The following is a 22,682-nucleotide window of genomic DNA, read 5'->3' as shown; positions in this document are numbered from 1 at the left end:
GTAGAGCGGCGTCGTGCATGACGCCGCCGCCAAGCCGACGCTCTCGGCCGAGCAGCAGCGCATCGCGCAGCTCGAAGCGGAGCTCGCCGCGGCAAAGAGCGAGCTCGTGGGAGCGCGCGATGCGCTCGCGCAGCTTCGGCGCGCCTACACCCGTGCGCTCGAGCAGCTGCAGCTTCTGCGACGTCGACTGTTCGTGGCCAAGGCGGAGCGCGCCGAGGTGAGCGCGGAGCAGCTGGCGTTCGACTCGATGTTCCTCGAGGTCCAGCGCCTCGAGAAGGCACTCGACGCCGCCGAGCGCAACACGGGCGACGAGCGGCAGCACGACGACCCCAAGGGGCCGAAACGAAGGTCCGGCGGCAAGGGCCGTCGCGACCTGTCCGAGTCCGACCTGCCCGTCGTCCGCATTGAGCTCTCCTGCCCCGAGCTCGATGCGACGGCGACCCGCATCGGGGTCGAGGAGACCTCGCGACTCGGCTACGAGCGCGGCGGAATGCGCCGCATCGTGCTCGCACGCGTCGTGTACAAGGCCGAGCGGTCCGTCACGGATGCGAGCAGCTCTGGCGAGGGGGAAGCGGCCCCGCTCCAGGTCGTCGCGAGAGAAGCCCCGACGCCGACGCCCGCTGCGAGCGTCAGCCCGGAGGGCACGGCAGCGGCCGGCGAGCCGAGCGCTTCCTCCACAGCGCTCGACGCGCCCTCGCTCGACGCGCCGCCGCCGGCGCCGAAGGGCGAGACCTGCACGGTCTTCATCACGACGCCGCTTCCGAAGGAGCTGTTCCGGCGGTCGTTCCTCGCGCCGTCGATGATTGCGCACATCCTCACCAGCAAGTACCTGCTCGGCGTCCCGTTCTATCGACTGGAGCAGCAGCTGGAGCTTCAGGGCGCGTCGCTCGATCGCGGCACGATGTGCCGCTACGCCGAAGACGTCGGTGCGACCCTGGGCGCCATCGTCGAGGCCGCGCGCAAAGAGGCCTTCGAGACCGCCTTCTGCCTGTCCACGGACGCCACCGGGGTCTCCATCCAGCCTGGGCCCATCCAGGAGCGCAAGGACAAGAAGCCCGGGCCGTGCCGCAAGGGACACTTCTTCGTCGTCCTCGCGGACAAGGATCACGTCTTCTTCGAGTACCAGCCCAAGCATACCAGCGCTGCGGTCTGCGAGATGTTCCGCGGCTTCTCTCGGTATATTCAAGCTGACGCTCACGCCATCTATGACGCCCTCTTCCGCGGCACACCACCAAGAGGCGCTGCTGCCGACGAGAAGCGCGGTCCGCCCCCGACCGAAGTCGGATGCTGGTCGCATTGCCGTACCAACTTCTGGGAGGCGGCGGTCTGCAAGCACGAGCTCGGTGTCGAGGGGCTGCGTCGCATCAACGTCATCTTCGCTGCCGATCGCGCGCTCGCGGATCTTGCGCCCGCGCAGCGCAAGGTGCGCCGAGATGCCGTCGTCCGTCCTCTGGTGGACGCGTTCTTTGCCTGGGCCAGGGCCGAGCACGCGCGTCCTCGCGAGCGCGGCCTGGTCTCCACCGCGCTCGGCTACGCCCTCAACCAAGAGCAGCCGTTGCGGCGCTTCCTCGACGACGGTCGGCTGCGCCTGGAGAACAACGCCAGCGAGCGAGCGCTGCGATCCATTGCGGTTGCGAGAAAGTCCTGGCTCTTCTTCGGCAGCGACGACCACGCCTCCGCCGCGGCCAACCTCTTCTCGCTCGTGGCGAGCTGCAAGCTGCACGGGCTCGACCCGGAGGCCTACCTGGCCGACGTCATTCGCGCGATGCCCTACTGGCCGCGGGACCGCTACCTCGAGCTCGCCCCCAGGTACTGGGCGCGCACCCGCGCCCGGCTCGTTGACGACGAGATGAACCTCGCCCTCGGGCCGATCACCGTCCCGCCTTCGCTTCCCGCGGAAGAGCAGCGCGCCACGAGCTGACCGAGCCGGTTCCATCGCCCCCATCCTGCACCAGCTGACCGAGGTTGGGGCCGACGGCGCTTCATGCAGCGCTTACGATGATCGCAACGATGGCTATGCACGCAAGGCCAGCCTCGTCGAGTCGGAATTTGCGCTCCGATGGGTGGCGCTCGACGCGCGAGGCACATGGTGTCTTTGTAATGACTCACTCTCTCCATCCCTGGAGGAATTCATCCAGCTCGCGCCGAGAATCGGGGATCCCAAGGATGCGAAGCGAGCCGCGGAGGCAGCGGCCAGCAAACTCGATGACAATCTCGACGCGCTAGCCAACATCGACGAGATCGACAGGTTCATCGCCGCCTTCAAGGACGCCGGTCAAGGGAGGAGTCGAAGCTATGAGCCTGCCATCGCGAAGAGGTTCAAGAGCATCGCATTTGGTCAAGGACTCGCTGCGTACGGCAGTGTAAAGCCAGATCTCACCGTTAGTGACTACAAGGCATGCGCGGTGACCAGGTCTAAATCTGGCAATTTGAAAGCGATCGAGGAAGCGATCCGCCGGACCTGTCATGTGATCGAGTTCACGGCGCACCTTCAGGCGGATATGCGCGGTCTACGGGATTATTTGCGGGGCAAAGTGGAGACGTACGCATCGCTGCTCGAGGCGCTCTGAGCTGACCACGACGCCGAACGAGAGCGCCCGTTTCGCTAGCTCACTCGAGCTCGATCCTCAGAAGCTCACGCGCAGGGTCGCGCCTGTCGGGCCAACGGTGAGCTCGGGGGCCTGGACCGACGCCTTGCGCGGGATGTCGTCGCGCACCCACACCCGCTGGTTGCCGACGAGGCCCGCGACGAGCAGCACGAAGCCGGTCACCTGCGTGGCCCCGTCGAAGAGGAGGAGGGCGGCGGCGAGCCGGCCGTCGTCGCGGTCGACGTCGACCTCCTCGCCCGTGCCGAGCGTGATGAACGGGCCGCCCACGGGCACGAGCATCGGCGAGTAGCTGACAGCGTCGCTGTCTCCCTCGCTGAGGATGCTCCCCGCCGTCAGCGCCGAGAGCGCCCACGCGCTGGCGAGGACGATCGACCCCGCGACCACCAGCCGGCGGTTCATCTGCATCTCGACGCGATAGCCCGCCGGCCGGATCCCGCCTTCCGTGAAGGTCAACGTTCGCGGCATGCCGAGGATGACGGACGGCGCATACGGCACGTAGCCGGGCGGCACGTGGTCAGGCGGCGCCGCGTATCCAGGCGGCGCTGCGTATCCAGGCGGCAGCGCGTAGCCGGGCGGCGCATAGCCGGGCGGCGCGTAGCTGGGCGGCGCATAGCCGGGCGGCGCGCCGGCAGGGGACTGCGCGTAGCCAGACGGCGCCGCGCTCTGCGCGGACAGGGGGGCGTCGCTCTCCGCCGTGGCCGGCGCTGCGAGCGCGAGCGGGCCAAGCAGCGCGGCCATCGAGAGGGCGGTGCGGATCGCGGTCACGTGCGTCTCCCTTCGGGGTGAGGGCTGTCGGCGCAGGGGCACCAGCTCAGAATCTCCATCGGAGGCTGGCGGAGGACCCGCCGATCGAGACCTCGGGCCAGCGGAACGCAGCGTGCCCAGGGTCGCGTGAGCTCACCGTGAACTGGCGCTCGAGGTACAGGTCCTCGTTCGCCAGACCGGCGGCGTACAGGATGAGCCCGCCCACCTGGGTCACGGCGTCCATCGTGAGCCAGAAGATGCCCGCGCCCTCCGCTTCCAGGGTCCCGATCGCGATCATCGGGCCGGCGAACGGGATGAGCAGCGGCCCGAACTTGTCGAAATCGTCGTCGTCGAACGACGCGATGCCTGCGACCGTGAACGTGAGCGCGTACGGGATCCCGAACGTGAGCAGCCCCGCCGTGGCGAGCTTGCGGTCCGCCCTGGTCCGGAGCGCGTAGCCGCGCGGGATCGGATCCCCCTCTTCGTACTCGATGGTCCGTGGGTTGGCCCACGGCGGGAGCGGCGGCACCGGCAGGTAGTAACCCTGCGGGATGGGCACCAGCGCGCCGCCCGCCGGAGCGATCGGGGCGGGCACCGGAGCGATCGGGGCGGGCGCCGGAGCGACAGGGGCGGGCGCCGGAGCGATCGGGGCGGGCACCGGAGCGATCGGGGTGGGCGCCGGAGCGACAGGGGCGGGCGCCGGAGCGATCGGGGCACCCGCTGCCGCGGGCGTCGTGCCTGGCGCGGCGGCCCTCGCCCCGTCGCCGCGCGCCGGTTTCGGCGGCGCGGCCTGCGCCTGCGCGGCCGCCGGCGCGGCGAGCCCGAGCAGCGCCGCGAGCACCGCGGCGGCCTGCACGCCGCGAACGCGCGGCGCTGCGTCGCGGCGCAGCGGTACGGTACTCCCTTTCGTTTGCCCGATCGGCATGCTGGCTCCCGTCGCGCTCGCGCGACGACTCCGAGGAACTGCGGGTGGCTTCGGTGCAGCGAGGCCAGGATACGCAGACTGTTCACGAACTCAATCCGCCCGCACAGTGCGGGCGGGCGCCGCGCCGGGAGCCCTGACCCCCGACGCTGGCGAGCCGGTCGCCCGCTCCGGCCGCACGATGGGCCACCCCTCGGCCATGCGCTGCACACCGGAGGAGGCGCTCGTCGTCGCGAAGCCCGCCATGCCCCGTCCCTCGGGGCATGCTGGGCTGCCGCTCCCCGGGCGCCGACGGCGCCCGCGCGCCCCTCGCTCACCAGCGCGATACCCGCCCTCGCCGAGCGTTGTCTGCGCGCCCGCGCGGCGCCGTCGCCCCGCCGCCACGAGTCATGAGCCGCCGGCGACGCGCGGTCGAGCCGTGCACCTGGGACAACCCTGACAGGTAAGGACCGTAGCGAGTGGACCCCTGGGACAACCACGATGCGTAAGGGGCATGGAGAGTGGACGCCTGGGATAACCCTGACAGGTAAAGACTGTATGTCTCTCACCTGCTCTGGCTCAGCTCGCCACCGCCCCATCGGGCGCTACGCTGTTGTCTGATCAAGGGTGATGTCGCAGCCGCCTCCATGGCGAGCTCGGCAGAACCATGGCCTTCCAGGACATGGCGGCGACGACCGCCAGCGGAGGAGCGAAACGATGACAAGGACCTCATTCGTGGTGTTGGCGTGCGCGGCTGCCGCGCTGAGCAGCGCGTCGTGCGGAGGGACGGACAAGGGCAATCGCGCCACGGGCAGCGGCGCTACAGGCGGCGGCGGTACGGGCAGCGGCACTACGGGCAGCGGCGATGCGAGCGGCGGCGATACCGGCGGCGGCGCCACGTCAGGGACCGGCGCGCAGCCAGGGGCCGGCGAGCAGTTCTCCGTCGACGCGCAGGGCGGGACCTTCACAGCGGACGACGGCTTCACCATCGAGGTGCCGCCGGGCGCGGTGAGCGAGAACACGGTGATCACCATCGAGCGCATCGATGAGGCTCCCGAGGGCGCGGTGGGGCCCATGTACGTCCTTGGCCCAGAGGGCCTGACGTTCGAGAGGCCGATCACGCTCACGCTCCCGATCACCGTCGAGCTCAGGGCGGAGCTGGGCGAAAGCGCGGTCCTCGGCGCCTATGGCTTCACCGCACAGGAGGGCTCGGACGATTTCGCGCCGCTCGCGCGGCACGACGTCTCGAGGAGCAACGTCGTCACGGAGACCGACCGCCTCTCGAGGATCTATCCAGGCATGATCCTCGCGACCCCGATGGCGAGCCTGCACCGCTACCCGAGCGCGCTGGCCGCCGACGAGTCCTTCCTCTACTTCGCGAGCGGCGGTACCGAGGACGTCGCGACCGGGGACAACAACGACGGATTCATCTACCGCGTGAGGCTGGGCACCGCCGAGGCAGAGGCGATGATCCCCGCCGATCCCGATCCCAAGGCGCTGTGGGTCAACGACTCGCACGTGTACTGGGCGAGCGGCGGCGATGATGACCCGGTGATCCCCTCGGCGCTCCGGCGCGTCGACAAGGCGACCCTGGAGGTGGAGACGCTGGCCCAGATCGGCTATGTCGTGAGCGTCATCGGCGACGCGTCGGCCGTCTACTTCGGCGACGGCGATGGAGAGAACATCTACACGATGCCGCTCGGCGGCGGCGAGCCGGTCGTCCTCGCGTCCGGCGCCGGGAGGCCCGCGTACCTCGCGCAGGACGCGCAGAACCTCTACTGGACCGGCGGCGCGGCGACCCACAAGGTCTACAAGGTGGCGAAGGCGGGCGGGGAGGTGACCGTCATCGCCGACAACGAGGCCGAGCCGGCCGGGATCGCGGTGGACGCGGAGTTCGTCTACTGGGCCAACGCCGGCGACGGCGGCGTGTTCAAGGCGCCCATCGCCGGAGGACAGAAGACCTTGATCTACAGGGGGGACTCGATGGCGGGGCTGGCCCTCCGGGGCGCGACGCTGTTCTCGACGGACATGCGCGGGAACCGCAGCGTCAACGCGCACGATCTCGAGAGCAACAGGACCGTCCTGCTGGCGTTCGAACAGCCCGTCCCCTGGCGTGTCATCGCCCCGGAGGGGCAGGGCGTGTTCTGGTCCAACGCCGGCGACTACCGCTACCAGGGGCAAGTCGCGTCCTACCACGCTCCTTGATCTTCCGTGTCCCGGCAATGACCGCGAGGGCGCGCCCGCCTGGCTCGCCCTCGTGGTCGCCGTGGGTCAGGGGCCGAACGCCGCGACGAAGACGTCCTCGTCCCCTGTCAGCGGGCCGGAGCCGAGGTCGAGGGTGCCCGTGAACGTCGCTGTGGCCAGCACGCGATCGAGCGGATTGACGACGATGCTGAAGGGTCGCTCCGTGTCGAACCCCTCGACCCACAGCACGTGCCCGCCGGCGTCGAACTTCACCAGGAAGGTGCGCGCGCTGTAGCTCGACGGGTTGTGCCCTGACGGGAAGGGGATCCCATCGAAATCGAGCGTCGCCGAGACGTCGGCGACGAGCACCCCGGAGGCGACAACGTTCGCCTGGCTGTCGACGTCGATCGAGGTGATGACGACAAGGCTCTCCGGCGCGCTGAAGCCCCTGCTCCAGACGGTGTTCCCGGCCGCGTCGAGCTTCGCGAGGAACGCGACCTGGTAGCCCTCGTTGATGATCGGCCCCGCGCCGAGGTCGATGGAGGTGCCCGTCTGCCCGGCCACGACCACGTTGCCCGCCGGGTCCGCCTCGACGTCCTGGATGAAGCCGGAGGTGTCTCCGAACGTCCTGCTCCAGAGGTGGTTGCCCGCGGGATCCAGCTTCGCGACGAAGAGTCGAGGGCCCGGGAGCGGCCCGTCGCCGAGATCCGCGCCGGTGCCCACGGATCCTCCGAAGAGCACGTTGCCCATCGGGTCCGTCGTGAGGGCGACCGACCCGTCGCTGGAGTCGCTCCCGACGCCCTTGCTCCAGAGGGTGTTGCCCTCCGGATCCAGCTTGAACAGGAAGATGTCCTGCGCGCCCGCGCTGCTCACCGGCCCCGCGCCGAAGTCGACAGTCCCCTCGAACGAGCCGAGGACGACCACGTTGTCCTCGCCGTCGACCGACAGGCCATAGACGTCTTGATAGGCCGGATCGCCGAAATTGCGGACCCACACGGGGTCCCCTGCCGGGTCCGTCTTCATGACGTAGATGTCGCTCAGCCCGGCGCTGAGGATCGGCCCCCAGCCGACATCCAGCGAGTCGACATAACCTCCCGCGTTCACAAGGCTCCCGTCGGAGAGCGCGGCGATCTTCGCGCCGAACTCGTCCCCAGGGCCGCCGTAGCGCCTCGCCCAGGCGAGCCCGCCGTCCGGATCGAGCTTCGCGATCAGCACGTCGCGCTGCCCCGCGCTCGTGAGCGGGCCTCCGCCGAGATCGGCCGTACCGCTGAGCTGGCCAGTGAGGAGGACATTGCTGGCCCCGTCGGCGTTGATGCTCCCGAACGACGCTTCGCCGGGGAAGCTCACGCTCCAGAGCGGCGCGCCCGGCTCCACGCAGGCGCCGTGTCCGTCGCACACCTCGCCCTCGCCGCAGCGATTTCGCCCCCGCGACGGCGGCGGTCCATACGGCGCGGGCGCATGGACGCATGCCCCCCTGACGCGTGCGTCCAGGGTGCATGGGTTGTGATCATTGCAGCTCGCTGCGCCGTGGCCGTGACCGTGACCGTGGCCGTGACCCCGCCGTGGGTGCCTGTCATTCGCCCGGAGCGCGCTCGCGGACGCCGCTGTTCCGTCGGGCTCGGGGCTCCCCTGCTTGCTTTCAGGGGGCGCGGCGCAACCGACCATGGCGGATGTCATCACCATGGCGGCATGCATCCTGCTGTTCCTGAGAATCGTCGAGACGTGAGGCATGAGCTCCTCCAGCGCGCCTCGAAATGCGCGCTCTTTGCTCGACCATGACGACCTGCGAGCCATGGGGCGTGCAGGCCATGGTCTCCCGTGGAGCGATCCATGTTGCCATCATCTCGATCATTTCAACTCCATGATTGCCTGGCATTGCGAGTCCGCCGTCCACCTGAACGCACGCCCGTCCAGAGAGAGGCGCCACGGGCGCCGAGCGGCTGCAGACGTAGGTGGCTGAAAATCCGCCCGCCGCGGTCCGCGAAGGGCCACGGCCGCGCTCGACGGCGCTCATGTCGTGACGCCGCCGCCGTGCCTGCGCTTCGCTGGCACGATCGCGACCCCGGCGCTCACCAGCCGGGATCGAGCGGCGCGGGCACGAACTGACCGACCTCATCAAGGCTCCAGCCGCCGTGGCGGAAACAGGCGGCCGAGCCGTCGGTGCGCACGCCGCAAAGGACGCTGTTCCCGCCTTCGATGAACGTGAAGCGCCCGGCGTCGATCGGCATGTCGGCGCCATCATAGCGCCTGCACGTGAGGGCCCCCTCGGCGTCGATCGCGCACACCGCTCCGTCGGTGGCGGTGATGGAACGGTACGGTCCGCCCGAGAACTCGGGATACTCCGGCCCAGCGCAGTCAATGATGCCGGTGCGGCTGCAAGCGAAGTTCGGCTCGAAGCACCGGATGCCGCCGGCCTTCGTGAGCGCGCAGAAGATGCGGTTGCTGAACGCCACCTCGGTGAACTCACCGGGAGGTGTCTCCGTGCCGTGGGACTGCCACAGGCTGCCGTCGGAGCGCACGCCGACGGCGAGCCCCTCGAAGACGCAGAACGCTTGCGTGAACGAGCCCTCCATCCTTCTCACCGCACCCTCGTCCGGGGGCAGAGGGCGGTCGAACGACGTGCCATCGAGCACCACCGCGAACGACCCATCCACGAACAGCGGGCACACGCCCGTGTAGTCCCACATGTTCGTCGCTCGAAAGGTGGAGGCAGGTGGCAGCCCGTCTGGCAGGACCGTGCCCGCCGCGAGCAGCCGACCGTCCTCGGTGAGCCCGATCAGCCCCTGTCGCGCGAGCTGGACACGCCGGTAGCGCTCGGCGGGCAGCGCGCCGCCCGGATCGTCGCCCCAGCAACGATAGCTGCCGTCGGTCTTCGTCACACAATAGCTGCCGACGTCGTCGTCGACCGCGATGTTTCGCGCGCACACGAAATTCGAGACGCTCCAGCCGCCGCCGCTCGTGCACGTCTCGCGCAGGCCGCTCGCGTTGCAGCGCGTCTCCCCGGCCGCGCAGGCCGCCGCGCTCCCCGGATCGCCGCCCTGCGCCGTGCCCTCGCTCCCACCCGCGCCGCCAGCCATTGCTGCGCCGCTCTCCTGCGCCGTCCACTTCCCGCTGCAGCCCATGGCGAGCATCGTGGCGCCCGCTGCCACGAGCCGCGCCGCCCTCCGTTCAAGCGCCATGACACAAAGGATACCCAGGTGCTCCGTGTTCCCCATGCACAACCGATCGTCGAGCGTTGGCCGCGATTCAAGGAGTGAGCATCTTCGCGTCCGCCGCCTGCGCAAGCGGCCAGACCGCGGGTCACGCTCCGTCGCTTCGCGCTCGATATTTGCGCGCCCAGCGGACGCCACGACGGCCGCGTCGCGAGCTCCGGGGGCGGCTTCAGCTCGCGGGCTTCAATCCGCTCGCGGGTCGAGGTGGAGGCGCGAGCCTCCATCGCCCTGCCGATGGAGGAGGCTGCCGCCTCCATCGCCGGGTCGAGCGGCGGTCTGCCCCACGACCTGAGTCGCGATCCTGCGCTGCGAGATCATCGAGGGCACAAGAGCGCTCGGGGGATCGTCGCAGGCACACTCCCTGCTCTCTGGCTGGACGCGGGGGCGGGCGTGGGCGCGGCCTGAGAGGCCGGCATACCAAGGGGAGTCACACCATGAAGATTGCTGCGTATCATCTCGGTCTCGGTCTCATCACCTTCTCGATGATCACGGGCTGCGTGGCGGCGGACGGCGGTAGCTTCGACGAGGAAGACACGGCGGAGAGCGCAGATGCGCTCGGGGGAAACCCTGACCCCTGCGCCATGGGGACCGACCCGAACTTCACCAGCCCGCAGCTCACCGCGGTCGGAGCAACCGAGACCTACGTCCGCGCCTACCAGTGGATCGACGGCATCTGTCCGGACATCGGGCAGGATCGAGCGACGACGATCGTGGATTTCCCCGTGCCCGGCTATTACCAGCACCAGACCCCGGAGACATACCGCTTCGACGTGCAGCCTACCTTCTGGGGCTCCTCGTCCACCTCGTGGAGCGACGCGTCGCAGGCGATGAGCGACTGCGCGAACACCAAGATGGCCACGCGCGTGCAGCGCTGGGACGCCGCGACAAGCCAGTTCGTGCAGCTCACGTACAAGGAGCAGGCGGGCACGTGGCTCTGGGACAACCCGCTGACCGGGCGCGGGCACTGCTCGACGCCGGCGTTCGTCTACTTCCACGAGAACTACGGGACCGCGCAGCAGGTCGCCACGAGCAAGTACCGCGTCCGCACCTGGGCCACGCAGCCCGACGGCTCCCACGCGACCGTCTGGATCACGGGGACGCACACGGGCCTGTAGCCCTGCCCATCGCTCCATCCGGGCGGGCTGGCGCGAGCAGCGATCATCTGTTCGCGCGAAGCGCCTTGAATTCGCTCAGATCCTCATCGCAGCTGGAGGGCCGGCGACGGATCGAATGCTACTCTGGCGGTCGAGGAGCGCCCATGCCCGATCCGTACGACCTGAAACGATTCGTGGACGCGCAGGCTCCGGTCTATGCCCGCGTCCTGGCCGAGCTGCGCCGAGGAGAGAAGACCAGCCACTGGATGTGGTTCATCTTTCCGCAGCTGAAGGGCCTGGGCCGCAGCGCCATGGCGCAGAGGTTCGGCATCGCTTCGAAGGCTGAAGCCGAGGCGTATCTGCAGCACCCGACGCTCGGTCCGAGACTGCTGGAGTGCACTCGCCTCGTGAACCAGATCGAGGGGCGCTCGCTGGTCGACATCTTCGATAGCCCCGATGACATGAAGTTCTGCTCGTCGATGACCCTGTTCTCCCGCGCGGCCCCCGGCGAGGGGGCGTTCCTCGCGGCGCTCGACAAGTACTGCGGCGGCGAGCCCGATCCGCGGACGCTCGCGCTGCTCGAGTAGCGCCGGCCGCCGCCGGACGCGCCGCTGGATCGCCCCCGTGGGTGGATCGCCGACGCGCCTGTTCGCGTCGCGTGCGCCGTCCTTGCCTGGAACATTCCGATGCCACGGTCGCTGTCGGCTCGCGCGGGGACCAGCACGACCGACGTTGCGGACGCCACGTCCCTGGCGCCAGCTCAAGATTTCGCCCTGGGCGGCAGCCTGAACCGAGGCAACGCAATTTCCCACTTGATCCGCCGTCGTGGACGGACGAGTGAGCCGGCGCTCGCTCCGGCCGGGGGCGGGCGAGAGGACCATCACCCGTGGATGCATTGTCGTACCAGTCGCTCTTAACGGGCGCCGTCGCGCTCATGGTCGCACGCTCTTTCTACGTGCGTGTCAAGAAGGCCCCTGAAGGCAACGAGACGATGGCGCGCATCGCGCGCTACGTCCGCGAGGGGGCGATGGCCTTCCTCGCGCGCGAGTACAAGGTGCTCGCCGTCTACGCCGCCGCCGTCTTTGCGCTCCTGGCCGCGACGCTCGGGCTCCTGTCCGCGGGCGCCTTCGCCGCCGGCGCGTTCCTGTCGCTCATCGCCGGCTTCTTCGGCATGAAGGCCGCGACGTACGCCAACGTTCGCACGGCCGAGGCCGCGCGCGCGCACGGCAAGCCCACCGCGCTCGTCACCGCGCTCGACGGCGGCGCCGTCATGGGCCTCTGCGTCGCGGGGCTCGGCCTCATCGGCCTGGGCGGCATCTACGCCCTGTTCCGCAGCCACGAGCACCTCGCGACGATCGTCCACTCGTTCGCCGTCGGCGCGAGCTCGATCGCGCTCTTCGCCCGCATCGGCGGCGGCATCTACACGAAGGCCGCCGACGTCGGCGCCGACATCGTCGGCAAGGTCGAGGCGAACATCCCCGAGGACGACCCGCGCAACCCGGGCGTCATCGCCGACAACGTCGGGGACAACGTCGGCGATATCGCGGGCATGGGCGCCGACATCTACGAGAGCTACGTGGCCGCGGTCGTCGCCGCGATCGCGCTCGGCCTCACGCTGCCGATCGCCAAGCTGCAGCAGCTCGCGCCGTCGGTGAGCGAGCAGGAGCTCCGCGCGATGGCGGTGTCGCTGCCGCTGCTCCTCGCGACGATCGGCCTCGCGGTCTCGGTCGTCGGCATCTTCATCACCCGCGCGCTCAAGAACCTGCCGCCGGCCCGGGTGCTGCGCCTCGCGCTCATCGTCCCGCCGTTCCTCGTCGTGCTCGCGGCGGCCGGCATCCTCCCGGGGCTCGGCTTCAGCTCCGGCACCGTGATCACCCTCGCGGCCGGCGCCGCGGGCGGCGCCATCGTGGGCCTCGTGACCGACTACTACACGTCGATGGGCCCCATCCACAAGGTGGCCCAGAGCTCGCTCACCGGCCCCGGCACCAACGTCATCCGCGGCATCGCGGTCGGCCTCGAGAGCGTCGCGATCCCCCTCATGACCCTCGTCGCCGTGGGCTGGATCTCGAACCACTACCTCGGCCTCTACGGCATCGCGCTCGCCGCGGTCGGCATGCTCGCCGGCACCGCGATCGTCATGACCGTCGACGCGTACGGCCCGATCGCCGACAACGGCGGCGGCATCTCCGAGATGGCCGGCCTCGGCAAGGAGGTCCGCGCGATCACCGACGAGCTCGACGCGGTCGGCAACACCACCGCGGCGGTCGGCAAGGGCTTCGCGATCGGCTCGGCGGTGCTCACCGTCGTCGCGCTGTTCGCTGCCTTCAACATGGAGGTCGACGCGGTCCGCCGCGCGAAGGGCCTCCCGGAGCTCGTGCTGTACCTGACCGACGCCAAGGTCCTCATGGGGCTGCTCTTCGGCGCGCTCCTCCCGTGCCTCGTCGGCGCGCTCACGATGACCGCCGTCGGCCGCGCGGCCGGCGCGATCGTCGAGGAGATCCGCCGTCAGTTCCGCGAGATCCCCGGCCTGCTCGAGGGCAAGCCGGGCGCCGAGCCGCAGCCGAAGGTCATCGTCGACATCGCCACGTCGGCCGCCATCCGCGAGATGATCGCGCCCGGCGCCATCGCGGTGCTCGCGCCGGTCGTCGTCGGCTTCGTGGCCGGCCCCGAGGTCCTCGCGGGCACGCTGGCCGGCGCGCTCGTCGTCGGCGCGGTGCTCTCGCTGATGATGGCGAACGGCGGCGGCGCCTGGGACAACGCCAAGAAGCACATCGAGAAGGGCGGCCTCGACGGCCACGCGAAGGGCTCCGACGCCCACAAGGCCGCCGTCGTCGGCGACACGGTGGGCGATCCCTTCAAGGACACGTCGGGCCCCGGCATCTCGATCCTCATCAAGGTGATGGGCGTCGTGTCGCTCCTCATCGCCCCGCTCATCGCCTGAGCGGACGCGCCGTCGCGGCGAGCAACGAGAGAGAGAACGCGGCCCTCACCGGCCGCGTTCTCGCTTTTGTGGCTTCACGCACGGCGCTTGTCCTGCCGCAGCCATCGGATTTCCTCTGCTGACAGCGGAGCTTTCGTGCTGTAAATGGCCTGTCTTCGGCGGGGGAGAAGGATGGCCGGGTGAGGATCAGCCGCCGCTCGCAGGTGCCGCCGTTCGCGGTCATGGAGGTGCTCGCCGCCGCCAACGCGCGGCGCGCGGCGGGTGAGCCGGTCATCAGCCTGTGCGCGGGCCAGCCGGGCTCAGGGGCGCCCGCCGCCGTGCGCGCGCGGGCGGCGGCGCTCCTCGCGGAGGGCGACCTCGGGTACACCGAGGCGCTCGGCATCCCGGCGCTGCGCCGCGCGCTCGCGGAGCACTACGGCCGCTGGTACGGCGTGGACCTCGACCCGTCGCGCGTCGCCCTCACCACGGGGTCGTCGGGCGGGTTCCTGCTCGCGTTCCTCGCGGCGTTCGAGGCGGGTGACCGCGTGGCGCTCGCTCGCCCGGGCTACCCGGCGTACCGGAACATCCTTCGCTCCCTCGGGGTCGAGGTGGTCGAGCTGCCGTGCGGCCCGGAGAGCCGCTTCCAGCTGACAACGTCGCAGCTCATGGCCGCGTGCGACGGTGGAAAGCTCGACGGCGTGATCCTGGCGAGCCCGGCGAACCCGACGGGCACGATGGTCGACGCCGCGGAGCTCGACGCGATGGCGCGCTGGTGCGCGGAGCACGGGGTCCGGCTTGTGAGCGACGAGATCTACCACGGCCTCACCTACGGCCCGTGGGCCGGACGCCAGGCGACGGCGGCGCGCCACGTCGACGCGGGCGCCGTCGTCGTGTCGAGCTTCTCGAAGTACTGGGCCATGACGGGCTGGCGCCTGGGGTGGCTCGTGCTGCCGCCGGAGCTCGTCCCGACGGTCGACGCGCTGGCGGGGAACCTCGCGCTCTGCCCGCCCGCCCTGGCGCAGCACGCGGCGCTCGCGGCCCTGACCCCGGAGGCGTACGCCGAGGCGGACCGGCTGGTAGAAGGCTACGCGGCCGCGCGCGAGCTGCTGCTGCGGCGGCTGCCCGAGCTCGGCTGGAAGGTCGCCCCGCCCGACGGCGCCTTCTACCTGTATGCCGACGTCGGCACGGACGACTCGGTCGCGTGGTGCGAGCGGCTGCTCGCCGACACGGGCGTGGCGCTCACGCCGGGCACGGACTTCGACGGCGTCGGCGGCGCGCGGTACGTTCGGCTGTCCTTCGCGGCCCCCGTCGAGCAGGTCGACGAGGCGGTCACGCGGATCGTCGCCTGGCAGCGCCAGCGCGCGCGGTGACCGGAGGGTGGGCGCTGGAGGCGCCCGGGGAGCTCACGAGGCGGCGCGCGTCTCCTTCGGCTTCCGCCGGCCCTCTGGCATGAGCACGGCGAGCGCCGTGTCGATGAACGCGCGGAGCTTCGCCTGCGCCTGCGCGCGGGCGGGGAAGTAGAGGAAGAACCCGGGCCCCGTCGGTGCATGGCGCTCGAGCGCCGTCGCGAGCGCCCCGCTCGCCAGATCCTTGGCGACGGCCAGATCGAACATGTACGCGAGCCCGAGCCCATCGCGCGCGAGGGACACCGCCAGATCGGCGTCGTTCACCGTGAGCGTGCCGGGGGCCTGCACGGTGATCTCGCGGTGATCGCGCACGAACTCCCAGCGATAGAGCGCGGCGCTCTGGAATCGGTACCGGATGCACGTGTGGGCGAGCAGATCCTCGGGCTCCTCCGGACGGCCGTGGGCCGCGAAGTACGCCGGCGCGCCGACGACGAGCCAGCGGAGATCAGGGGTCAGGCGCACGGCGGTCATGTCCTGGGCGAGGTCCTCGCCGAGCCGCACGCCGGCGTCGAAGCCGGTCCCGGCGAGATCGACCAGGGCGTCGTCCACCGAGATCTCGACGGCCACGTCGGGGTAAGCGCGGCGGAAGCGTGGGAGCACCGGCTCGATCACGAAGGGCACGGCCGTCCGGGCGACGGTGAGGCGGAGCAGCCCCGCGGGCTGGCCGCGGAGCTCGTCGAGCGCCTCGAGCGCGGCGCTGATCTCACCGGCCGCGGGCGCGAGGCGCTCGTGCAGCCGCTCGCCGGCCTCGGTGAGCCCCACGCGGCGCGTCGTGCGCGAGAGGAGCGGGAGGCCGACGCGGCGTTCGAGGGCGCGGATCGCCTGGCTCACGGCGCCCGTGGTCACGCCGAGCTCCGCGGCGGCGGCGCGGAAGCTCCGGTGCCTCGCCACGGTGAGGAAGACGGTCAGACCCTCGAAGCGGTCCGTCGCGCGGTTCATGGCGCGATTGTATAGCAGCGCTCATCGGCTCGTTTCGCGCCGTGCGTCTACCGGTCGCGGCGGGGAGGGCGCATCTAACCAGCGCGCGGCCGGGCATGCCGCCCTGCGCGCAGAGAGAGGACGGAGGAGGTAGCATGGCCATCACCCTGGTGAACCCCAGCGGGTTGCCGAAGATCGAGGCGTATCGACAGGTGTCGATCGCCACCGGGACGAAGCTCGTGTTCATCGCAGGTCAGGTCGCCTGGGATGCCGATGGGAGGACGATCGGCAGGGGCGACTTCGCCGCTCAGGTCGAGCAGTGTTACCTCAACGTCGCCACCGCCCTGGCCGGGGTTGGCGGCTCCTTCAACGACGTGGCGAAGCTGACCATCTACGCTGTCGACTGGACTCCCGACAAGATGCCCCTGCTGCTGGAGGGGATCGGTCGGGCGGCCGCGAAGCTGGGAGTCACCCCGGTCCCGCCAGGGACGCTGCTGGGCGTCAGCGCGCTCTCCGACCCCGAGCACCTGGTCGAGGTCGAGGCCACCGCGGTCATCGACTGAGCGCGGCAGCGTGGCCCTCGAGCTTCACGCCGCTCCCGCCGTTGCCGGCGAGCTGGGTCTGGTACAACGCGTGGTAGTCTCCGCCCGCGGCGAGGAGCTCCGCGTGCGTGCCGCGCTCGACGATGCGGCCCGCGTTCATCACGAGGAGCATGTCGGCGTCGCGGATCGTCGAGAGGCGATGCGCGATGACGAAGCTCGTGCGCTGGGCCCGCAAGGCCGCCATCGCGCGCTGGACGAGCACCTCGGTCCGGGTGTCGACCGAGGAGGTCGCCTCGTCGAGGATCAGGATCGCCGGGTTCGCGAGGAACGCCCGGGCGATCGTGATGAGCTGCTTCTCACCGGCGCTCAGGTTGCCCGAGTCCTCGTTGATCACCGTGTCGTAACCGGCGGGCAGCGCGCGCACGAAGCGGTCGACGTGCGCCGCGCGCGCGGCCTCCTGGATGTCGGCCTCGGTCGCGGCCGCGTGGCCGAACGCGATGTTGTCACGGATCGTGCCCGAGAACAGCCATGTATCCTGCAGCACGATACCGAGTCTCGCGCGCAGCTCGTGGCGAGGCAAACGCGCGATGTCGACGCCGTCGATCAGGATCCGACCGCCGTCGAGCTCGTAAAACCGCATCAATAGGTTCACGAGCGTTGTCTTGCCGGCGCCGGTCGGGCCGACGATCGCGACCGTCTGGCCTGGCATGATCGTGAGGTCGAGGTCCTCGATGAGGGGCTCGTCGGGCTTGTAGCGGAACGTGACGTGCTCGAACCGCACCTCGCCGCTCACCTTCGGCAGGGCCGCGGGCGGGGTGGCGTCGGGGGACTGGCCCTGTTCGTCGAGCAGCTCGAACACCCGCTCTGCGGAGGCAACACCCGATTGCAGGACGCTCGTGACGGACGCGAGCTGGCCGAGCTGCTGAGAGAACTGGCGCGAGTACTGGATGAACGCTTGCACGCTGCCGAGCAGCATCGCGCCCGACGCGACGCGCAGGCCGCCGATGACGGCGATCGCGACGTAGGTCAGGTTCCCGACGAAATTGACCGCCGGCATGATGATGCTGGACATGAACTGCGCGCGGAAGCTGGTCTCGAACAGCTCCTGGTTCGTGGACTGGAAGCGCGCCTCGACGTCGCGGCGCCGCCCGAGCACGTTGACGAGCGCGTGGCCGGTGAACGCCTCCTCGATCTGGCCGTTGAGCACGCCGACCTGCGCCCACTGCGCGGCGAATTTCGCCTGCGCGCGCTTCGCGACCGCCGCGGTCGTGAGCACCGAGAGCGGCACGGTGAAGAGCGTGATCACCGCGAGCACCGGCGAGATCACGACGAGCATGACGACGATGCCGAGGAGCGTCAGCGCGCCGTTCATGATCTGCGTCAGCGTCTGCTGCAGGCCCTGCGCGACGTTGTCGACGTCGTTCGTGACGCGGCTCAAGAGCTCGCCGTGCGGGCGGCCGTCGAAGTAGGCGAGCGGCAAGCGGGCGAGCTTGTCCTGCGCCTCGGCGCGGAGCTGCCGCACGGTGTTCTGCACGACGTCGTTGAGCAGGTAGCCCTGCAGCCAGGCGAACAGCGACGCGCCGGCGTAGAGCGCCATCACGAGCAGGAGCAGCTCGGCGAGCTCGCGGAGCTGGATGCCGCGGCCGGGAACGACGTCCATGTGGCTCACGAGATCGGCGAGCCGCGCCTGGCCGGAGCGCTGGAGCTCCGCGACGGCCTCGGCCTTCGTGGCGGCCGCCGGGAGGCGAGCGCCCATCACGCCGGAGAAGATGATGTCCGTCGCGCGGCCGAGCAGCTTCGGACCGGCCAGGCCGAGCCCCACGCTGAGCAGCGAGCAGGCGAGCACGACCGCGAGGCGCGCGCGCTCGGGGGCGAGGCGGCGGAGGAGGCGCCGCGCGGAGGGGGCGAACTGCTTCGCCTTCTGCGGCGGCGCGGCGCCCATGCCGAAGGGGCCGCGCGGCAGGATCGGGGAGCGCGCCCCCGCGGAGGCGGCGGGCGGGGGACCAGCGTGACGCGGGCTCATGCGGCCACCGCCGCGTCGCGCTGCGAGGCCACGATCTCGGCGTACGTCGGGCACGACGCGAGCAGCTCGCCGTGCTTGCCCTGGCCGACGATCTCGCCGTCGTCGAGCACGAGGATCTGGTCCGCGTCGACGATGCTCGACACGCGCTGCGCGACGACGATCACCGTCGCGGCGCGCGTGCGCTCGGCGAGCGCGGCCCGCAGACGGGCCTCGGTCGCGACGTCGAGCGCGGAGAAGGCGTCGTCGAACAGGAACACGCGCGGCCGGCGCAGCAGGAGGGCGCGGGCGATCGACAGCCGCTGGCGCTGGCCGCCGGAGACGTTCGTGCCGCCCTGCCCGATCGGCGTGTCGAGCTTCCGCGGCATCGCCTCGACGAAGTCGCGCGCTTGCGCGGCGGCGAGCGCCGCCCAGAGCTGCTCGTCGGTCGCCGCGGGGTCGCCGTAGCGCAGGTTCGAGGCCACCGTGCCGGAGAACAGGAAGGCTCGCTGCGGCACGAGCCCGATGCACGACCACACCGCCTCGAGGGCGAGCATGCGCGCGTCGACGCCGTCGAGCCGGACCTCGCCCCTCGTCGGATCGATGAGCCGCGCGATCAGGTCGAGCAGCGTGGTCTTGCCCGAGCCGGTGCTGCCGATGATGGCGGTGACCTGCCCGGGGCGCGCCACGAACGAGATGCCGCGCAGGACGGGCAGCTCGGCGCCCGGGTAGCGGTACTCGACGTCTCGCAGCTCGACGATCCCGGTCGGCTCGACGAGCGTCACGGGCTGGTCGGGAGCGCGCACGGACGGCTCGGTGTCCAGCACCTCGACGATGCGCTCCGCGCACGCGGCCGCGCGCGGCAGCATGACGGCCACGAACGTCACCATCATCACGGCCATCAAGATCTGCACCAGGTAGGCGAGGAACGCCGTCATCGAGCCGATCGCGAGCGTGCCGTCCGCGATCTGGTGCGCGCCGAACCACAGGACGGCGACGCTCGAAGCGTTGAAGACGAACATCACGGTCGGGAACATCAGCGCTTGCAGGCGCCCGATGCGCAGCGCGGTCTCGGTGAGGTCGCCGTTCGCGTGCTCGAAGCGCGCCGCCTCGGCGCGCTCGCGCACGAAGGCGCGGATCACGCGCACGCCGGTGATCTGCTCGCGCAGCACGCGGTTCACGGTGTCGATGAGGGGCTGCATCCGCCGGAACTGCGGCACCATCCGCGACATGATCGCGACGACGGCGCCCGCGAGCAGCGGCACCGCGATCGCGAGAAGCCAGGCGAGCGACCCGTCCTCGCGCAGCGCCATCACGATGCCGCCGACGCACATGATCGGCGAGATGACGAGCATCGTACAGCCCATCATCACCACCGTCTGCACCTGCTGGACGTCGTTGGTCGTGCGCGTGATGAGCGACGGCGCTCCGAACCGCGACAGCTCGCGCGCGGAGAACTCGCCGACGCGGTGGAACACCGCCGCGCGCAGGTCGCGACCGAAGCTCATCGCGACGCGCGCGCCGGCGTAGTTCGCGGCGACCGAACACGCGATCTGGACGCCGGTGATCGCGAGCATGATCGCGCCGAGCTCCAGGATCCGCGGCGTGTCACCGAGCGCGATGCCCTGATCGATGATGTCGGCGTTCAGGCTCGGCAGGTACAGCGAAGCGAGCGTCGCCACGAGCTGGAGCGCGACGACGAGCGCGAGCAAGCGCGCCTGTGGGCGCAGGAAACGGCGCAACAGCTGCCTCAGCAAGGCTCCTCCTCGTCGGAGCGGCGGCGGATCCCGTCGAGCAGGACCTCCACGACCTCCGCGGCGGTCAGGGGCATGCCGTCGGTGATCCGCGGGTGGGTGCCCGCGAACGTCATCATGCGGACGAGCCGCGCCGCATACGCCGGATCGCAGCGCAGCTCGTCGCGCGACGCCTCGAACAGGCGCTCGATCTGCACGTGAACCTGCTCATCGTGGCGCGGCGCCTGGGCGCACTCGGACCCGGGGCGCATGGGAGGCGGCATCGTCATGCCGAGCATCGAGATGAGCTGCCAGATGCCCTCGACGCGGCGCTGCAGGACCTCGACCGCCTGGATCAAGCGCTCGCGCAGCGGCGCCGCCAGATCGATGCGCTCCAGCTCTCGCAGCGTCGGCGCCGGATCGAACTGGGTCGCGATCGCGGCCTGGATCAGCGACTCCTTGTCGGGGAACACGCGGAACAGCGTCCCTTCCGCGGTGCCGGCGGCCATCGCGATCTGCGCCGTCGTCACGTCGCGACCGTACAGGCGCAGCAGCGGGATCGTCGCCGCGATGATGCTCGCGCGACGCTCCTCCGGACGCAGGGGAGGAGCTCGCCGGCTTGGGGGTGCCATGCGTCCCGTCTACCGGAGTGAGCGCTCACTCGTCAAGAGTGAGCGCTCACTCATTCGATCTGAAGGCCCTCGGATCAGCGCGCGCCGGAGAGCCTCGCGATGAACCCGCGGGACTCGTTATCACTCTCGCTCCCGAGCGGCGCGGCGAGGCCGTCGAGGCGGAGCGCGCCCGTCACGGCGCCGGCGACGTAGACGGGCCCGCCCAGCGCCCCGTCCACCGCGACGACGCGGAGGGCGACGGTGCCGGCGCCTTCGACCTTGGTTGCGGAGATCAGGTTGCCCTGCGCGTCGAGCCGCATCAGAAACCCCGCCCGCTTCTGGGACGTCGTGAGGCTCCCGGCGCTCCCCAGCGGGATCGTGCCCGTGAACTCTCCGGTGACGTAGATCGCGCCAGCGCCGTCCACCGCCACGCCGGCCGCGACCTGGCTCTCCTTGTCGTCGCCGAACCCGCGGCTCCACACGACGCCCTTCCTCGAGACGCGCGCGACGAAGAAGCTCTCCGTGTCCCCCGCGTCGGGCAGCGCGGGGCAGCCGCCGCCGAAGTCGACGACCCCGCGGTACGAGCCGGCGATCACGACGTCGCCGCCCGGGAGCAGCGCGGCGCCGTGCTGCGCCACCTGCTGATCTCCCTCGAGGTTCAGCGTGGTCAAGTCCACCAGAGCGCCGTCGATCGCCGTGTAGCGCGCGACGAAGACGTCGCGCTGCTCCGAGGCGAAGGGGGTCTGCCCACCGAACGTGACCCCTCCGCCGATCGACTCGTAGTCGCCCACGACGGTCACGAGGTTGCCGCCCGCCTTCGGGTTGACGGGGAGCGCCTTGACGGTCACGGCCGCCCGCGGCCCGAGGCGGTGTTGCCACTTGCACGCGCCGTCCGCCGGGTAGAGCGCGGCGAGAAGCGCCGACTCCGCCGGGACGCTCTTCAGCTCGCACGGGCCGAAGCTCCGGCCGGCGTCCGTCACGTCGACGGCGAAGACGACCGCCTCGGAGCTCGCCGCCATGGCGCGCGCCGTGGTGTTGTGCTGCGCGTCGACGCTCCACGCCCACCCGCAACGGCCGTTCGCGTCGAGCGCCGCGACGAAGCTCGTCGTGTAGCTGGTGGCGACCAGCGCAGGGCCGACGCGGCACGCGTCGAGGAGCCCGCCGGGGAGGTTGGTCGCCCCCGCGGCCTCCCCGGCCACGTAGGTGGCGCCGTCGCCCGCGGCCAGGTGCAAGCCCCAGACATCGTTCGCCGACAGCCCGTACCGGGAGTCGTTTGCCCCGCCGGAGGTCCACTTCGCGACCGAGAAGCGGAACGCCCCGCTGTCGAGGACCTCCGTGATGACCGCCGTCAGCGCGCCGTCCGACGCCGCGAGGTCGCCGACGTCGAAGCCGAGCGTCGCTCCCCAGCTGGCCGACGGCTCGACGACGGTCCCCTCGGCGTCGCTGCACAGCGGACCCCCGCCGCCGCTGCCCCCGCCGCCGCCCCCGCCATCGCCGCCCCCGCCATCGCCGCCGCTGCCTCCACCGCCGCCGTCGCCGCCGCTGCCTCCGCCGCCGTCGCCGCCCCCTGCACCACCGGTGCCCGCACCGCCGGCGCCCGAGCCTCCGGTGCCAGGGCCTCCCGAGGAGGAGGCCGAGGTCGCGTCCGCGCCGGACTGAGACGAATCCAGCTCACCGACCTCCAGCCCGATGAGCGCGTTGCAGCCCCCCGCCGCCGCGGCGAGCAGGAAGGCGCACGACACGACGGATCGGATGGCACGAGGTTCGGGTCTCATCGGGTCGGCTCTCCGTTGCGTGGCATCCTCGAAG

At 71.0% G+C, this 22,682-nt stretch carries 17 protein-coding genes; 8 read left to right on the top strand and 9 right to left on the bottom strand.

The window, feature by feature from the left end; all coding sequences use genetic code 11:
- Nucleotides 1-13: 13 nt before the first annotated feature.
- A complete protein-coding gene (gene tnpC, locus WME97_RS30805) occupies nucleotides 14-1,921 on the top strand; it encodes an IS66 family transposase (protein ID WP_437542561.1) in 1,908 nt (635 codons plus the stop codon).
- Between the two features lie 142 nt (nucleotides 1,922-2,063).
- Entirely contained in the window at nucleotides 2,064-2,570 is a 507-nt protein-coding gene (locus WME97_RS30800; protein ID WP_437542559.1) for a hypothetical protein, read from the top strand.
- A gap of 57 nt (nucleotides 2,571-2,627) precedes the next feature.
- Here WME97_RS30800 and WME97_RS30795 read toward each other — a convergent pair whose 3' ends face one another.
- Entirely contained in the window at nucleotides 2,628-3,374 is a 747-nt protein-coding gene (locus WME97_RS30795) for a hypothetical protein (RefSeq protein WP_437542558.1), read from the bottom strand.
- A 46-nt stretch (nucleotides 3,375-3,420) separates the two neighbouring features.
- A complete protein-coding gene (locus WME97_RS30790; RefSeq protein WP_437542557.1) occupies nucleotides 3,421-4,278 on the bottom strand; it encodes a hypothetical protein in 858 nt (285 codons plus the stop codon).
- Between the two features lie 693 nt (nucleotides 4,279-4,971).
- Here WME97_RS30790 and WME97_RS30785 point away from each other — a divergent pair.
- Nucleotides 4,972-6,459 carry a DUF5050 domain-containing protein gene (locus WME97_RS30785; protein WP_437542556.1) on the top strand — a complete coding sequence of 496 codons (1,488 nt, stop codon included), beginning with the start codon at nucleotides 4,972-4,974 and terminating at the stop codon, nucleotides 6,457-6,459.
- A gap of 66 nt (nucleotides 6,460-6,525) precedes the next feature.
- Here WME97_RS30785 and WME97_RS30780 read toward each other — a convergent pair whose 3' ends face one another.
- Together WME97_RS30780 and WME97_RS30775 are read right to left on the bottom strand one after the other, a co-directional pair.
- Entirely contained in the window at nucleotides 6,526-7,836 is a 1,311-nt protein-coding gene (locus tag WME97_RS30780; protein ID WP_437542555.1) for a hypothetical protein, read from the bottom strand.
- A 671-nt stretch (nucleotides 7,837-8,507) separates the two neighbouring features.
- Nucleotides 8,508-9,617: a hypothetical protein gene (locus tag WME97_RS30775; RefSeq protein ID WP_437542554.1), complete on the bottom strand. Its 1,110-nt coding sequence runs from the start codon at nucleotides 9,615-9,617 to the stop codon at nucleotides 8,508-8,510.
- A gap of 467 nt (nucleotides 9,618-10,084) precedes the next feature.
- On the opposite strand from WME97_RS30775, the gene WME97_RS30770 reads away from it, so the two are divergent.
- The 4 genes from WME97_RS30770 (at nucleotide 10,085) to WME97_RS30755 (ending at nucleotide 15,034) form a co-directional block, all read left to right on the top strand.
- Complete coding sequence (locus WME97_RS30770) at nucleotides 10,085-10,765, top strand: hypothetical protein (RefSeq protein ID WP_437542553.1); 681 nt, start codon at nucleotides 10,085-10,087, stop codon at nucleotides 10,763-10,765.
- A 143-nt stretch (nucleotides 10,766-10,908) separates the two neighbouring features.
- Complete coding sequence (locus tag WME97_RS30765; protein ID WP_437542552.1) at nucleotides 10,909-11,331, top strand: DUF1810 domain-containing protein; 423 nt, start codon at nucleotides 10,909-10,911, stop codon at nucleotides 11,329-11,331.
- A gap of 299 nt (nucleotides 11,332-11,630) precedes the next feature.
- A complete protein-coding gene (locus WME97_RS30760) occupies nucleotides 11,631-13,685 on the top strand; it encodes a sodium-translocating pyrophosphatase (RefSeq protein ID WP_437542551.1) in 2,055 nt (684 codons plus the stop codon).
- 179 nt (nucleotides 13,686-13,864) lie between these two features.
- Nucleotides 13,865-15,034 (top strand): pyridoxal phosphate-dependent aminotransferase, encoded by a 1,170-nt coding sequence (locus tag WME97_RS30755; RefSeq protein WP_437542550.1) that lies wholly within the window; start codon nucleotides 13,865-13,867, stop codon nucleotides 15,032-15,034.
- Between the two features lie 33 nt (nucleotides 15,035-15,067).
- On the opposite strand, the gene WME97_RS30750 is transcribed toward WME97_RS30755, so the two are convergent.
- The gene (locus tag WME97_RS30750; RefSeq protein ID WP_437542549.1) at nucleotides 15,068-16,009 is read right to left on the bottom strand and encodes a LysR family transcriptional regulator; all 942 of its coding nucleotides are present in this window, start codon (nucleotides 16,007-16,009) and stop codon (nucleotides 15,068-15,070) included.
- A 134-nt stretch (nucleotides 16,010-16,143) separates the two neighbouring features.
- On the opposite strand from WME97_RS30750, the gene WME97_RS30745 reads away from it, so the two are divergent.
- Complete coding sequence (locus tag WME97_RS30745) at nucleotides 16,144-16,551, top strand: RidA family protein (protein WP_437542548.1); 408 nt, start codon at nucleotides 16,144-16,146, stop codon at nucleotides 16,549-16,551.
- Here the strand turns inward: WME97_RS30745 and WME97_RS30740 are convergent.
- From WME97_RS30740 to WME97_RS30725, 4 genes are all read right to left on the bottom strand, one after another.
- Nucleotides 16,541-18,553: an ABC transporter ATP-binding protein gene (locus tag WME97_RS30740; protein WP_437542547.1), complete on the bottom strand. Its 2,013-nt coding sequence runs from the start codon at nucleotides 18,551-18,553 to the stop codon at nucleotides 16,541-16,543. The two genes, WME97_RS30745 and WME97_RS30740, sit on opposite strands and share 11 nt — an antisense overlap.
- On the bottom strand, nucleotides 18,550-20,286 hold the full coding sequence (locus WME97_RS30735) for an ABC transporter ATP-binding protein (RefSeq protein WP_437542546.1): 1,737 nt from the start codon (nucleotides 20,284-20,286) through the stop codon (nucleotides 18,550-18,552). The genes WME97_RS30740 and WME97_RS30735 overlap by 4 nt, the downstream gene beginning before the upstream one ends.
- On the bottom strand, nucleotides 20,280-20,894 hold the full coding sequence (locus WME97_RS30730) for a TetR/AcrR family transcriptional regulator (protein ID WP_437542545.1): 615 nt from the start codon (nucleotides 20,892-20,894) through the stop codon (nucleotides 20,280-20,282). Before WME97_RS30730 ends, WME97_RS30735 begins: the two co-directional genes overlap by 7 nt.
- A gap of 74 nt (nucleotides 20,895-20,968) precedes the next feature.
- On the bottom strand, nucleotides 20,969-22,648 hold the full coding sequence (locus WME97_RS30725) for a hypothetical protein (protein WP_437542544.1): 1,680 nt from the start codon (nucleotides 22,646-22,648) through the stop codon (nucleotides 20,969-20,971).
- Between the last annotated feature and the right edge of the window lie 34 nt (nucleotides 22,649-22,682).

Source organism: Sorangium sp. So ce367, from assembly GCF_051520455.1.
GTDB lineage: Bacteria > Myxococcota_A > Polyangia > Polyangiales > Polyangiaceae > Sorangium > Sorangium cellulosum_B.
The sequence above is the reverse complement of the archived record's forward strand: the minus strand, read 5'-3'. Positions and strand labels throughout refer to the sequence as shown.